The organism is Sphingobium sp. R-21, assembly GCF_049913335.1.
Lineage (GTDB): Bacteria > Pseudomonadota > Alphaproteobacteria > Sphingomonadales > Sphingomonadaceae > Sphingobium.
Window position 1 is genome coordinate 2,025,297 of sequence record NZ_CP184374.1, and the last position, 12,845, is coordinate 2,038,141.

General features: G+C 65.1%; 10 protein-coding genes. 3 read left to right on the forward strand and 7 right to left on the reverse strand.

Going from position 1 to position 12,845, the window contains the following annotated elements; genetic code table 11:
- Nucleotides 1-10: 10 nt before the first annotated feature.
- From ACN9MX_RS09730 to ACN9MX_RS09760, 7 genes are read right to left on the reverse strand one after another with little or no spacing between them, the layout of a single operon-like run.
- Nucleotides 11-1,027: an NADP-dependent oxidoreductase gene (locus ACN9MX_RS09730; protein WP_426386789.1), complete on the reverse strand. Its 1,017-nt coding sequence runs from the start codon at nucleotides 1,025-1,027 to the stop codon at nucleotides 11-13.
- Nucleotides 1,024-3,093 carry a 3-hydroxyacyl-CoA dehydrogenase NAD-binding domain-containing protein gene (locus tag ACN9MX_RS09735; protein WP_426386791.1) on the reverse strand — a complete coding sequence of 690 codons (2,070 nt, stop codon included), beginning with the start codon at nucleotides 3,091-3,093 and terminating at the stop codon, nucleotides 1,024-1,026. Before ACN9MX_RS09735 ends, ACN9MX_RS09730 begins: the two co-directional genes overlap by 4 nt.
- Before the next feature lies 1 nt (nucleotide 3,094).
- On the reverse strand, nucleotides 3,095-4,636 hold the full coding sequence (locus ACN9MX_RS09740; protein ID WP_426386793.1) for a class I adenylate-forming enzyme family protein: 1,542 nt from the start codon (nucleotides 4,634-4,636) through the stop codon (nucleotides 3,095-3,097).
- Entirely contained in the window at nucleotides 4,614-5,408 is a 795-nt protein-coding gene (locus tag ACN9MX_RS09745) for an SDR family NAD(P)-dependent oxidoreductase (protein WP_363756153.1), read from the reverse strand. The genes ACN9MX_RS09740 and ACN9MX_RS09745 overlap by 23 nt, the downstream gene beginning before the upstream one ends.
- A complete protein-coding gene (locus ACN9MX_RS09750) occupies nucleotides 5,401-5,739 on the reverse strand; it encodes an EthD family reductase (protein WP_363737880.1) in 339 nt (112 codons plus the stop codon). The genes ACN9MX_RS09745 and ACN9MX_RS09750 overlap by 8 nt, the downstream gene beginning before the upstream one ends.
- 3 nt (nucleotides 5,740-5,742) lie before the next feature.
- Nucleotides 5,743-6,540: an enoyl-CoA hydratase/isomerase family protein gene (locus ACN9MX_RS09755; RefSeq protein ID WP_133653209.1), complete on the reverse strand. Its 798-nt coding sequence runs from the start codon at nucleotides 6,538-6,540 to the stop codon at nucleotides 5,743-5,745.
- Nucleotides 6,541-6,580: 40 nt separating this feature from the next.
- Nucleotides 6,581-7,288, reverse strand: a complete 708-nt coding sequence (locus tag ACN9MX_RS09760) for a carboxymuconolactone decarboxylase family protein (RefSeq protein WP_426386794.1) — start codon at nucleotides 7,286-7,288, stop codon at nucleotides 6,581-6,583.
- Nucleotides 7,289-7,470: 182 nt separating this feature from the next.
- Between ACN9MX_RS09760 and ACN9MX_RS09765 the strand changes: the two genes are divergently transcribed.
- From ACN9MX_RS09765 to ACN9MX_RS09775, 3 genes are all read left to right on the forward strand, one after another.
- A complete protein-coding gene (locus tag ACN9MX_RS09765; RefSeq protein WP_426386795.1) occupies nucleotides 7,471-8,709 on the forward strand; it encodes an acyl-CoA dehydrogenase family protein in 1,239 nt (412 codons plus the stop codon).
- Nucleotides 8,706-9,788 carry a phosphotransferase family protein gene (locus tag ACN9MX_RS09770; protein WP_426386797.1) on the forward strand — a complete coding sequence of 361 codons (1,083 nt, stop codon included), beginning with the start codon at nucleotides 8,706-8,708 and terminating at the stop codon, nucleotides 9,786-9,788. The genes ACN9MX_RS09765 and ACN9MX_RS09770 overlap by 4 nt, the downstream gene beginning before the upstream one ends.
- 66 nt (nucleotides 9,789-9,854) lie before the next feature.
- Nucleotides 9,855-12,743: a TonB-dependent receptor domain-containing protein gene (locus tag ACN9MX_RS09775; RefSeq protein WP_426386799.1), complete on the forward strand. Its 2,889-nt coding sequence runs from the start codon at nucleotides 9,855-9,857 to the stop codon at nucleotides 12,741-12,743.
- The last annotated feature ends 102 nt before the right edge of the window (nucleotides 12,744-12,845 follow it).

Sequence of the window (12,845 nt, forward strand, 5' to 3'; positions counted from 1 at the left end):
GCGCGGAGGTTCAGGTCCGGACGATCAATGTTCCGGCATTGCGCCCGTTGAAAATGTCGACGAAGGCGTCGGGTATGCGATCGAACCCGTCGCGCACATCATGCCGACTGCGCAGGCGCCCTTCAGCCGCCCAGCGTCGGATCGACGCGATCGCGGACGCATAATCGTCGGCATGGTCGCCAACCACAAAGCCCTGCATCCGGATCCGTCCATAGACCAGCTTCATCATATCCCTGGGGCCGGCCGCCGGACTGTTCGAATCATAGGCGGCGAGCTGACCGCAAAGCACGATCCGGCCATGCGGCGCCATCCGGTCGACGGCAGCCTGCAACACCTCCCCACCCACATTGTCGAAGAAGATGTTTATGCCGTCGGGACTGGCATGCTTCAAAGCCGCCGGAAGGTCCGCCGAACGGTAGTCGATTGCGACTTCCACCCCGGCCTCCTGTGAGAGCCAGCGGCATTTGTCCGGGCCGCCCGCCACCGCAATGACCCGGCAGCCCGCGATTCGGGCCATCTGGCACACCATCGCCCCGACCGATCCGGCGGCGCCGGATACCAGCACGGTCATGCCGGGCCTTGGTTCCCCCACCGCGAAGAGGCCGAAATAGGCGGTCAGGCTGTTGGGCGAGTAAAGCGTCATCGCGTCGACCGGATCCATCCAGCTCTCGATCGGCGTGACAGGGACAACCGCCTCATCCGGGCGCAGGACGGCATAATCCTGCCAGGGCGCCACGGCCGTGGCCCACTGCCCGGGTTCAAAGCGTGCATGACGAGAGGCAAGCACTTCGACCGCCGCCATACCCCGGATCGGATCGCCGATGCCGATCGCGCCGCGATAGCTGCGTTCGGGCGGGTTCAGCCAGTTGCGGATCGTCGGCGCGCAGGAAATGATCCGGGTGCGGACGAGAATGTCGCCCTCCTGCAACGCGGGCGTATCGAACGCCTCCTCCCGATAGGCGAAGTCGCTGGACCGCACCGCGCCTTCGGGCCTGTGCGCAAGCACCCAGGAACGGTTGAGGGTCACGACCTGTCGCCGAACCGCCGCCCTCCCTCCGCCAGATGCACGAGCAGCGATGCAGGGCGGAAGGTTTCACCATGCACCGCTTCCAGCCGGCGCATGTCCGCGACGATCCGGTCCAGTCCGACCTGATCGGCCCAGAAGAGCGGCCCGCCGCGATAGACCGGCCAGTTATAGCCAAGCACGGCGGCTATATCGATGTCGGATGCGCGCAACGCGATGCCTTCTTCCAGGATCTTCGCGCCCTCGTTGACGACCGGATAGAGCAGCCGCGCGAGCAGCGCCTCATCGCCCGCCGTGGGGCCGTAAGCGATGCCCTGGGCCGCGGCGACCTCTTTCACCAGGCTGGCTGTCACGTCCGAAGGACGCGATCGCCGCTTCTCATCATAATCATAATAGCCAGCGCCCCGTTTCTGGCCCAGCCGGCCGGCGGCGACCAGGTCGCCCATTACGGTCCGTTCCGTCGCGTTCCGGCCGATGACGTCCAGCCCGACCAGATCCATCATCTGGAAATGCCCCATGGCAAAGCCATAATCAACAAGCACGCGGTCGATCTCCGCAATCGACGTGCCTTCCAGCATCATCGCTTCGGCCTGCGCACCACGCGGCGCCAGCAGCCGGTTGGCGATGAAGCCGTCGCACACGCCGCTGAGCACCGCCACCTTGCCTATCCGCTTGGCGAGCCGCATCGCCGTGGCGACCACCGGCTTCGACGTTTCCGCCCCTCGCACCACCTCCAGCAGGCGCATGACATTGGCGGGCGAGAAGAAGTGGAGACCCACGACCCATTCGGGCCGGCTGGTCGCCGCCGCGATGCGATTGAGGTCGAGGAATGAGGTGTTGGACGCCAGAATCGCCCCCTGTTTCGCAATCCGGTCGAGCCGGGCGAAAATGTCCGTCTTGACGTCCATGCTTTCGTAGACGGCCTCGATGACGAGATCCGCGTCGGCAAGCGCGGCCAGGTCGAGGCTGGGCGAGATAAGGCCCATGCGCTGCTCCACCTGCGCCGCCGTCATCCGCCCCTTGGCAGCCGTCGCCTCATAGTTGCGGCGGATGGTGGCGATGCCGCGATCCAGCGCTTCCTGGCTGGTTTCCACCAGCGTGACGGGAATGCCGGCATTCAGGAAGTTCATCGTGATGCCGCCGCCCATCGTGCCCGCGCCGATGACGCCCGCCGATCGGATGTCGATCGCGGATGTGTCGGGACCGATGTCGGGAATGCGGGCCGCCCCCCGCTCCGCAAAGAAGACATGGCGCTGGGCGGAGGACTCGGGACTGGCGACCAGTCGTGCGAACAAGGCGGTTTCCTTTGCCAGCCCCTCCTCGAAGGGAAAAGTCACTGCCGCCTCGACAGCCTCGATGATGGCGGCGGGCGCGACAAATCCCTTGAACCGACGGGCGTTTGCGGTGGCGAAGGCGGTGAAAAGCTCCGGGCGATCCCGATCGCTTTGGAGGGCGTCGGCGCGATCGCGTACCCGCGGCTTCGCACCGCCATCGGCCAAGATGCGGCGCGCGAAGGCCAGCGCCTCTTCCGCCAAGGCCGCATCATCGACCACCGCATCGACCAGCCCCAGCGAAAGGGCCTCGGCAGCCTTGATCTGCCGCCCGGACGTAATGATTTCGAGCGCTGCCTCCGCACCGACGATCCGGGGCACCCGCTGGGTGCCGCCCGCACCGGGAAGCAGGCCCAGATGCACCTCCGGCAGGCCGACCTTCGCGCTCTGCGCCACCACCCGATAGTGGCAGGCAAGCGCCAGTTCGAACCCGCCGCCCAGCGCCGTTCCGTGAATGGCAGCGATGACGGGCTTGGGCGCATCGTCCAGCATGGCGCACAGGTCGGGCAGGGATGGCGGCTGCCAGGGCTGGCCGAACTCGGTGATGTCCGCGCCGGCAATGAAGGTCCGTCCCGCGCAGATCAAGACGATGGCGCCCACCTCTCCGTCATCGAACGCCTTTTCAAGTTCGGCCTGCAATCCCCGCCGGAGGGACGCGGAGAGCGCGTTCACCGGCGGGTTGTCGAGCGTGATGATGGCGACGCCGTCGGCGACGGCACTGGTCGCGGTCTGCTTCATGTCATGCATCCTGTCTGGTGGAAGCAGCCGCGCGCCTGCGGGCGACCTCCTCCACGGCGATGGCGGCCATCGCCTTCTTGTCGAGCTTGCCGGTGGCGGTGACGGCCATCGCATCGACCAGCACCAGATGTTCGGGCCATTTCTTGCGGGACAGGCCCTGCTGCGAGAGATGGTCGAGCAACATGGACAGATCGATGCTTCCGTCGTCCGTTCGCAGTCGGCAGACGGCGCAGGCCTGCTCCCCAAGCTTGCGTTCGGGCACGGCAACCACCGCCGCCTCCGCGATGGCGGGATGGCGCAGCAGGGCCGCCTCCACCTCGGCAGGATCGATGTTGAAGCCACCGCGAATGATCTGGTCCTTGATGCGGCCGACCACGCGGACGAAGCCGACCTCGTCGCGAACGATCTCGTCGCCGGTCAGGTAGAAGCCATCGGGCGTCATGCGCTCCTGCCCCGCCCCCATGCCCTGCGCATAGCCGAGGAAGAGCGAGGGACCACGCACGCCCGCCTGCCCCCGACTGCCGCGTGGCAGGGCGCGCAGCTCGGCATCGAACGCCTCTTCCTGCGTGCCGGGAAAGGGGATGCCGTCAAAAAGCTGGCGGCGTTCCAGCGAATGGGCCGGGTGGGTGGACGCATGACCCATGCATTCGGACATGCCGAACATCCGCAGCGCCTTGAGACCGAGCAGCCGGTCGGCGTCCTCGATCAGTTCGGGCGTCATCGCGCTGCCGCCCACCGCCATGGCGCGAAGCGGAAGGCGACCGGACCATTCGCCGAGCCGGGCCGCCTCCACCATCGTGAAAAGATGCGTCGGAACCGCGATCGCCCAGCCGCACCCATAATGTTCCGCCCGCCGCAGCGCTTCGGCGGGCACCCATGGGTCGACCAGCACAAGCGGATGCCCCAATGACAGCGCGAAATGCGCCGTGAAGGTGAAGCCGGGCGCGCTGTCGAGCGGGACGATGCCCAGGATCGCGTCGTCCGGTTCCAGTCCGGCGATGGCCGCGCAGGCACGGGTCGCATAATTCAGGGCTTCCGGGCCGTGCATCACCCCCTTGGGCACGCCGGTACTGCCGGAGGTGAAGCCGATGAGCACGGCGTTCCGATCGCGCGGGTCGGTCGACCGTTCGCCGGCCGCAGCGGTCACATCGGGCAAGGTGCTGCCGGTGCCGCTCACCTTGGCGGCATGGCCGAGCAGGGATTCGAGCAGGGCAAGATCGCCCGCTCCAAGCTTTGGCGACACGGGACAGAAGGTCGCCTGCAACGAAGATATGGCAAGCGCCGTGGCGATCGTCGCGGCGTTTTTGTGCGCAGTGACGAGGACGCGATCACCCGGCCCGACCCCTGCCGCCTTCAGCAAGGCCGCGATCTCGATCGCCTGCCCTCTCAACGCCCCGCGGCTCCACAGGCGGTCGCCGCAATCCGCAAGGGCAAGGGCATCCGGTGCGGCGTCGGCAAGACGGAGGAATTGCGGCCAGAGCCGCTCGGCATCCCATTCGAACGCCGGATGGCTTTGCTCTTCACGCAAGGGATTGGCCTCCATCTACCAGGAAGGTCTGACCCGTGATGAAACTGCCCGCTTCGGACGCCAGCAGGGCCAGCGTGCCGGCCACTTCGTCAGGGCGGCCGAAGCGGCGCATCAATATGCCCGCCCGCGTCTTTTCCTGGATGGCGGGGTCGAGCGTCTCTGTCATCCCCGTCTCGATCGAGCCGGGCGCGATGGCGTTGACGCGGATGTTGTGCCTCGCCCATTGGGCGGCGAGATCGCTGGTCAGGTGAACGATCGCCGCCTTGCTGGTGGTATAGGGAACGACCTGCCCTTCGTCCGGCTGATAGGACAGGAATGCGCCAACCGACGCGATGTTGACGATCGCGCCGCCGCCCGCCGCGATCATGTGACGCGCGGCGTGCCGGCAGGCGAGGAAGGTGCCGGTCACATTGACGTCCATCACCTTCTGCCAGCCCTTGAGCGGGATATCCTCTGGCAGGCCCCACCAGGACGCGCCCGCATTGTTGATGAGGATGTCGAGGCCACCCAGCCGATCGACAGTCGTCGCGATCGCCGCCTCGACCGACGCCTCGTCGGCGATGTTGCAGGAAAGGCCGACAGCCGGGACCCGGAACCGTTCAGCCATGCCGGCCGCCAGGTCGGCGCAGTCGGCCTCCGTGCGGGACGCGAGGGCGACAGCGCAGCCAAGGTCGGCCAGTGTCGCGGCCATGGCTTCGGCCAGGGCACCGCGTCCGCCGGTGATGAGCGCGCGCTTGCCGTCGAGACGGAACTGAGCAGCGGTGAAACCAGGGTTCCAGTCAGCCATGATCTTCTCCGGCAAGCAGGTCGACCTCATCGGTGATGAGGATGATGCGCCGACCGCCCATACCCTTCGTCTGGGCGGTCGCCGACGTCCATTCGGGCGAAGCGAAGGCGGTGTCGAGCGCCGCCTGATCAGCGAAAGTCAGCACGGCGTGACCGTCCCAGCCCGGTGCATCCGGATTGTCATAATCCTTCGTCACCGCGCCGTGCCGATAGGCCATAAGGCCGGGCAGGACCCTGGCGGCGTCGGCATGGGGGCCGCGCCACCAGGTGGTGAACTGCTCGTGCGTCCAGTCCTGCGGCCGGCTGGCCAGGACGACCATGCTGACCGCCATGGCTTACTTGCCCGTCCAGACCGGCTGGCGCTTCTCGAGGAACGCCGCGACGCCCTCCTTCGCATCGGCGGAATGGTGGACGACGTTGCAGGTCATCGTTTCCAGCGTGATGAGCGAGTTGGTGTCGGCATCCATGCCGCGATTGACCGCCATCTTGGTCATCCACATGCAGAAGGGGCTCTTGTCGATCAGCGGCGCGCAGAAATCCTGGATCAGCTGTTCAAGCTGTTCACTGGGCGCAGACGCGTTGCACAGGCCCCATTCGACGCATTCCTTGCCCGACAGAAGCTTGCCGGTCAGCATCAGCTCCTTCGACTTGCGCATGCCGATATAGCGCGGCAGGCGATAGATCGGGCCGGCGCCGCCGAACAAGGCACGACGGATGTGGAAGTCGCCGATCTTGGCGTCGTCGGCGGCAATGCCGAAGTCGCAGGAGATGAAGAGTTCGAACCCGCCGGCGACGGCATAGCCCTCGACGCAGGCGATGGTCGGCTTCTTCATGTTGTAGATCTTGTCATAGGTGCGCGCCGAATCGATCGCGAGCTGAAGCGAGGTGCTGGTTTCGTGCAGCACCGGCCCGACGAGCTGCCCGAGGTCCGCACCGGCGCAGAAGGTATTGCCGCGACCGCGGAACACGACCGCCAGGACCGAATCGTCCTCGGCCGCCTTGTCCACCGCGACCTCCAGGTCGCGCAGAAGCTGGGGGCTGACGCAATTCTTCACATGGGGGCGATTGAGCCAGATTGTGCAGATACCATTGTCAGCCACTTCATATTGGATGACGTCCTTTTCCGGTTCCATGTAAGTCTCTCCTTGGCAAAGATGTGAAAAATCGGTCGTTTCAGCGGACGATGCCGCCGTCTTCTGGTGGGGCGAGCATCCCGCCCACCGCCATCCAGGCGGCGATCCCCGCCGATGGGACGGCGCAGAGCACCGCTTCGGCAATTTCCTCGTCGCTCGCGCCGGCATTGCGCGCACCGCGCACATGGGTTGCCGCCATGGGGCTGTATCCGGCCGCGAGTATGGTGAGCAGAAGCAGCTCGCCATATTTGGCGGAAAGCGGGTTCGCATCGATGCTGCCCCGCCGCATGAGATAATAGGCGTCCGCCGCTTCGGGCACGAGGCGCATCAGCGCGCCGAGCGGCGCCGGGATGGTCCCTGCCCAATAGGCGCGGAAATTGGCCTCCGCTTCTCCCTCCGCCGCCGTCGGCAGCGGTTGCGGGTCCGGCGCCTGGGTGTCGCCAAAACTCTCTTCAATGATCTGCGCGAAATCGAGCGCCGCAGCCTCGCCACGGAGGCTGGATAGCACGATGAGGCCGGCAGTGGCCTCCTTCGAGGTCAGGCCGAGCGATGCGCCACGCTCCAGTTCCCGGCGCGCAAGCGACAAATGGCGGCGATCGACGGCAGCCACCGCCGCGAACAGCGCTTTCAAACGAGCGGGCACCGCGCCGTCCGACTCGATCACCGACCGGAAAATGTCGTAGCCGGCAAGCGTGTACGGCGCATGGCCCTGCAGCAGGGCAACATCCATGAGTGGGCTATTCGTCATCGCTTGCTCTCCTGCCATTCAGATGATCGACCGACTGGTCGGGCGTCAATAAAAAATTTCTCTCCTGACCAGTTTGACAGCCGACCGACCGGTCGACTATTTAACGCTCGACCGATCGGTCGGGCGAGTCTTATAGCAAGAGCGGGCCGGCTCGAATCCGGCGGCATAAGTGGAGCGGATGCGTGGATTTCGAACAGTCGGCAAAATCCAGGGAATGGATGGAGCGCGTGCGCGCTTTCATGGAGGAGCACATCGTTCCTGCCGTTCCCGTCTATCACCGGCAGTCCGCCGCGATCGACCGCTGGACCGAAATCCCGCCGGTGTTCGACGAGCTCAGGGACAAGGCGCGGGAGGCGGGGCTGTGGAACATCTTCATGCCGCCATCTGAGCATGATGATGAATTTTTCACCAGCGTCGGCCTTACCAACGTCGAATATGCCCCCATTGCCGAATTGATGGGCCGCATCTCCTTCGCCTCCGAGGTGTTCAACTGCATGGCGCCGGACACCGGCAATTTCGAGGTGCTGCATCGGTACGGCACGGCCGAGCAGAAGCAGCGTTTCATGGTGCCGTTGCGCGATGGGATGACCCGGTCCGCATTCCTGATGACCGAACCGGCCGTCGCCTCCTCCGATGCGCGCAACATCACGACGGACATTCGCCGCGACGGCGGTGACTATGTCATCAACGGCCGGAAATGGTGGTCGTCGGGCGCTGGCCATCCGCGTTGCGACTTCTTCATCGTCATGGGCAAGACCGACCCGGATGCCGCGCCCTACCGGCAGCAATCGATGATCCTGGTGCCCCGCGACACGCCGGGCGTGACGCTCGTCCGCCACCTCCCCGTCTTCGGTTATGATCATGCGCCGCACGGGCATTTCGAGGTGGCGCTGGAGGATGTCCGCGTGCCGGCGGAGAATATGCTGCTCGGCGAAGGCTGCGGCTTCGAGATCGCGCAGGGGCGCCTTGGTCCCGGCCGCATCCACCACACGATGCGCAACATCGCGACCATGGAAGTCGCGTTGGAGAAGATGTGCCGCCGCCTCCTGTCGCGACGGGCCTTCGGCAAGGCGATTGCCGAACATTCCGTCTGGGAAGAACGGATCGCCCGCGCCCGTTGCGAGATCGAGATGGCGCGCCTGCTCTGCCTGAAGGCCGCGCATATGATGGACACGGTCGGCAACAAGGCCGCCCGCGCCGAGATCGCCATGATCAAGATCGCCGCCCCCAAAATGGCGCAACAGATCGTCGATGACGCCATCCAGGCGCATGGCGGCGGCGGGGTCAGCGACGATTTCGGCCTGGCCGAACTTTGGGCGAACACCCGCATCGTGCGGCTGACGGATGGGCCGGACGAAGTCCACGAACGCCAGCTCGCCCGGATGGAACTCGCCAAATATGCCGAGGGCGCAGCATCATGAGCGCCACGCAGCCTGCCGCGACGATCGGCGCGACGATCGATGTCGCCGCCAACAGTGCGTTCGACGAAACCCGCCTTGCCGCTTATCTGGCGGGCCGGCTCGCCGATTTTTCCGGACCCATGCGCGTGCAGCGGTTCGAGGGCGGACAATCCAACCCGACCTATCTTCTGTCGACGCAGGACCACCACTATGTGCTGCGGCGTAAGCCCGCGGGCATTTTGCTGAAGTCCGCCCATGCGGTGGACCGCGAATATCGCATTACCAAGGCGCTGCACGAAGCCGGCCTGCCCGTTGCCGAGCCGCTGCTGCTGTGCGAGGACGAGGATGTTATCGGCAGCATCTTCTATGTGATGCGCTATGTTCCGGGGCGCAGTTTCTGGGACCCGCTCATGCCCGGCCTTGATCGGGCGGAGCGCGCCGCGATCTATGATAGCGCCAATGAAACGCTTGCCCGCCTGCATCTGGTCGATTTCGCGGCGTTAGGGCTCGCCGACTATGGCAAGCCGGGCAATTATTTCACGCGGCAGATTTCCCGCTGGTCCCGGCAATATGAAGCCTCGCGCACACGCGACATCCAGGAGATGGACCGGCTTGTCGCCTGGTTGCCGGATGCGATTCCCGACACCGAAGAGCGCACCACGATCATCCATGGCGACTATTCCTTCCACAACCTGCTGGTCCATCCGACGGAACCGCGCGTCTGCGCCGTCATAGACTGGGAATTGTCGACCCTGGGCGATCCGCTGGGCGACCTCACCTATCATATGATGGAGTGGTTCAGGCCGGAGGGCGTGGACGTTCGCGGAACCTTGCAGGGCGCCGATCTTGCCGGGCTGGGGATACCCACGGCTGAAGACTATGCCCGGCGCTATTGCGAGCGAACCGGCCTTCGCTGCGATCCGACGCACCCCTTCTACCGCGCCTTCAACCTGTTCCGCGTCGCTGCCATCCTGCAAGGCATTGCGGGGCGGGCACGGGACGGCGTGCAGACCGCAACAAATGCCGGCGACATCGTCACACGGATCGAGCCGCTCGCCAAGGCCGCCTGGCTGGCGGCACAGGAGGCGGGCGCACGCTGACCTTCTCACTGCATGAAACGAGATTTCGGGGCGAAATACATAACAGCCCTAATCAGAGGGAGAGAGATGATGACAAGATTCAAATTTGGCCGATTGGCGCTCCTTTCGGGATGCGCGATTGCCGGGATCATCGTGCCGGCCCATGCGCAAACCGCAGCGACGGCGGCTACCGAGCCGCAGCCGGTGGAGGATGCCGGCGCGTCGTCCGCGCGAGACATCATCGTCACCGGAACGCGCGTCGTACGCGACGGCTATAACCAGCCGACGCCGGTGACCGTCGCGCCGACCACGGAGCTGGAGAAGGCGACCCCCACCAACCTCGCCGATGCGATCAACAAGCTGCCGCAATTCGCCAACTCGGTCAGCCCGCAGTCCAACAGCCAGTTGCAGGGCAACAGCGGCGAGCATGGCAATCTGCTCAACCTGCGCGGCGTCGGTCCGACGCGGGCACTGATCCTGCTCGACGGCATCCGCGTGCCGCCTACGACTTTCCGTGGCGCGGTGGACGTCAACACCATCCCGCAACTGCTGATCCAGCGTGTCGACGTTGTGACCGGCGGCGCTTCTGCCGTCTACGGCTCCGACGCGGTCAGCGGCGCGGTCAACTTCGTCCTCGACAAGAAGTTCGAGGGCGTGAAAGGCGTCGCGCAGCGCGGTGTGTCGACGCGCGGCGACCTGGGCAACTACCGGATCGGCATTGCGGGTGGCCTCAGCTTTGCGGGCGATCGCGGTCATGTCCTCGCCTCGATCGAGCGCTTCCAAAGCGATGGGATCAAGCGCAGCGCGCGCATCTACGGCGACGATGCCTATGCGGCCGTGGGTTCGGTCCCCGGATCGACCGCCGCGCCGGGTCGCCAGGCAAACCCGTTCATCTTCCTGCCGAACCTGCGTTTTACGACGAACGACTATAATAACGGCATCATCCTGACGAGCACCGTGCCCTCGCTCACCAACACTATCTTCCTGCCCGGCGGCGCGGTGCGGCCCATTCAGCGCGGGACGGCCACCGGCACGCCGGGCACCAATGTGGGCGGCGACGGCCTCTATATCCCAGGTTTCAACCAGTTGATCGCGCCGCTGACGACCACCCAGGGCTTCGGCCGACTGTCGTACGACCTTAGCGACGCGCTGACGGCGCACGTCCAGGGCAGCTACTCGCGCAGCGTCACCCGCTACGATACGCAGGCCCAGTCGGTGCTCGGCTTCCGGTTCTTCAGTGGCAACGCCTTCCTGAACCCCGCGGTCCAGGCGCAGATGGGCCCGAACGACAGCTTCACCGTCTTTCGCTTCATCGGCGAACAGGGTCCCATCCCGACGCGCGAGGCGACCAATGCCTATCTGATCAACGGCGGGCTCGAGTGGAACCTGGGGGGCTGGAACATCACCGCCGACTATACCCATGGCAGGTCCGTCACCAAATTCGCCCAGACGCAGATCGAGATTCCCAAGCTTGCGGCAGCCCTGGACGCGGTTCGCGGCCCCAATGGTTCGATCGTCTGCCGCGTCACGCTGACCAACCCCGGCCTTTATCCTGGATGCGTCCCGCTCAATGTCTTCGGCGCGGGAACGCCCTCCACAGCCGATCTGCAAACCGTCCTAGGCGTATCCCGCTACCGCGCCATGAACACGACCGACGATTTCGTCCTGTCTGCGCGGGGAGACCTTTTCGAGCTTCCGGCAGGGCCCGTCACGGTCGCCATAGGCGGGCAATATCGCAAGCAGAAGCTGGACCTGACGTCCAATTCCGATCCCGCGGTGCCCGTCGACTTCACCGGGCTGCGGGGCATCCCGGCCAATCGCATGACCCGTTTCAACAACACCAATGTCGGCTCCGCCTTCGGCAAGGTGAACGTGAAGGAGGTGTTTGCCGAAGCGCAGGTTCCGATATTCAAGAACCAGCGCTTCGCCGAGGAACTGAGCCTCAACGGCGCCTTCCGCCTCACCGACTACAGCACCAGCGGAAGCGTCAAGACCTGGAAGGTGGGCGCCGTCTACAAGCCGATCCAGGACATCATGTTCCGAGTCACGCGGTCCCGCGATATTCGGGCACCTTCGCTGTTCGAACTGTTCGCCGGCGTCCAGACCGCGCCTGTGAACTTCAACGATCCCCACACGGGCACGCCAGGTTCGATCCGTCAGTTCAGTGGCGGCAACCCCGACCTTGATCCCGAAACCGGCGACACCTTTGCCGCGGGCGTGGTCCTCAGTCCGAGTTTCCTGCCCGGCTTTGACCTTTCGGTCGATTATTACGATCTCAAGATCAAGGGCGCCATCGCCACGCAGGGGCTGAACGACGTCGTCAACGAATGCGAAACGTCGAACGGCACGTCGCCGACATGCGCCCTCATCGAAAGGCCGCTGCCGTTCAGCGATCGCTCGCCCGCCAACTATCCGATTTCGGTGAGCCTCATCACGCAGAATATCAGCTTCCTGCGTACCAGCGGCCTCGACATCACCATGTCATACCGCACCAGGCTCGGCGATGGCGAACTCGCGCTGCGCGCCTCCGGCAATTATCTGGACCGCTACAAGACGCAGACAAACTCGATCGCGCCGGTGATCGATTATGCCGGGCATGGCGTCAACAGCCAGACGGCCTATGCCTATCCCAAGTTCAGGGGCACGCTCAGCGCCAATTACTCCCATGGCGGCCTCACCCTGTTCGTGCAGGAATCGATGATCGGCAAGGTGACCATCGGCAACCTGAAAAACGATCCGACGTCCTTTTATGCTGTCCCGGCGATCAAGCCGGTCTTCTATACCGACGCCACGGCATCCTATAAATTCGACGTCCGCGGGGAGCCGGAGCTGTTCGTGACCGCCACGAACCTGCTGGATCGCAAGCCGCCTTTGGTTGCCGCGGCAGCCGCGCCGGGACTTCTCTACCCCACGCTGTTCACGCTCTACAATGTCGCAGGGCGCACGCTTACGGCGGGGGTCCGTTTCAAGTTCTGATGGATTGCCGCATGGACTGCCCGCAAGGGACGTTCGACAGTCCAGGGAGGCTCGCCCAAGGCGGGCCTCCCTTCAATCCAGGCGCCTTTCAAGAGGTAATCG

What these genes read in the sequence shown, in the direction of transcription:
- ACN9MX_RS09740 (WP_426386793.1), bottom strand. Translation starts at nt 4,636, where the DNA reads ATGGAGGCCAATCCCTTGCGTGAAGAGCAAAGCCATCCGGCGTTCGAA.
- ACN9MX_RS09750 (WP_363737880.1), bottom strand. Translation starts at nt 5,739, where the DNA reads ATGGCGGTCAGCATGGTCGTCCTGGCCAGCCGGCCGCAGGACTGGACG.
- ACN9MX_RS09760 (WP_426386794.1), bottom strand. Translation starts at nt 7,288, where the DNA reads ATGACGAATAGCCCACTCATGGATGTTGCCCTGCTGCAGGGCCATGCG.
- ACN9MX_RS09745 (WP_363756153.1), bottom strand. Translation starts at nt 5,408, where the DNA reads ATGGCTGACTGGAACCCTGGTTTCACCGCTGCTCAGTTCCGTCTCGAC.
- ACN9MX_RS09755 (WP_133653209.1), bottom strand. Translation starts at nt 6,540, where the DNA reads ATGGAACCGGAAAAGGACGTCATCCAATATGAAGTGGCTGACAATGGT.
- ACN9MX_RS09770 (WP_426386797.1), top strand. Translation starts at nt 8,706, where the DNA reads ATGAGCGCCACGCAGCCTGCCGCGACGATCGGCGCGACGATCGATGTC.
- ACN9MX_RS09775 (WP_426386799.1), top strand. Translation starts at nt 9,855, where the DNA reads ATGATGACAAGATTCAAATTTGGCCGATTGGCGCTCCTTTCGGGATGC.
- ACN9MX_RS09735 (WP_426386791.1), bottom strand. Translation starts at nt 3,093, where the DNA reads ATGAAGCAGACCGCGACCAGTGCCGTCGCCGACGGCGTCGCCATCATC.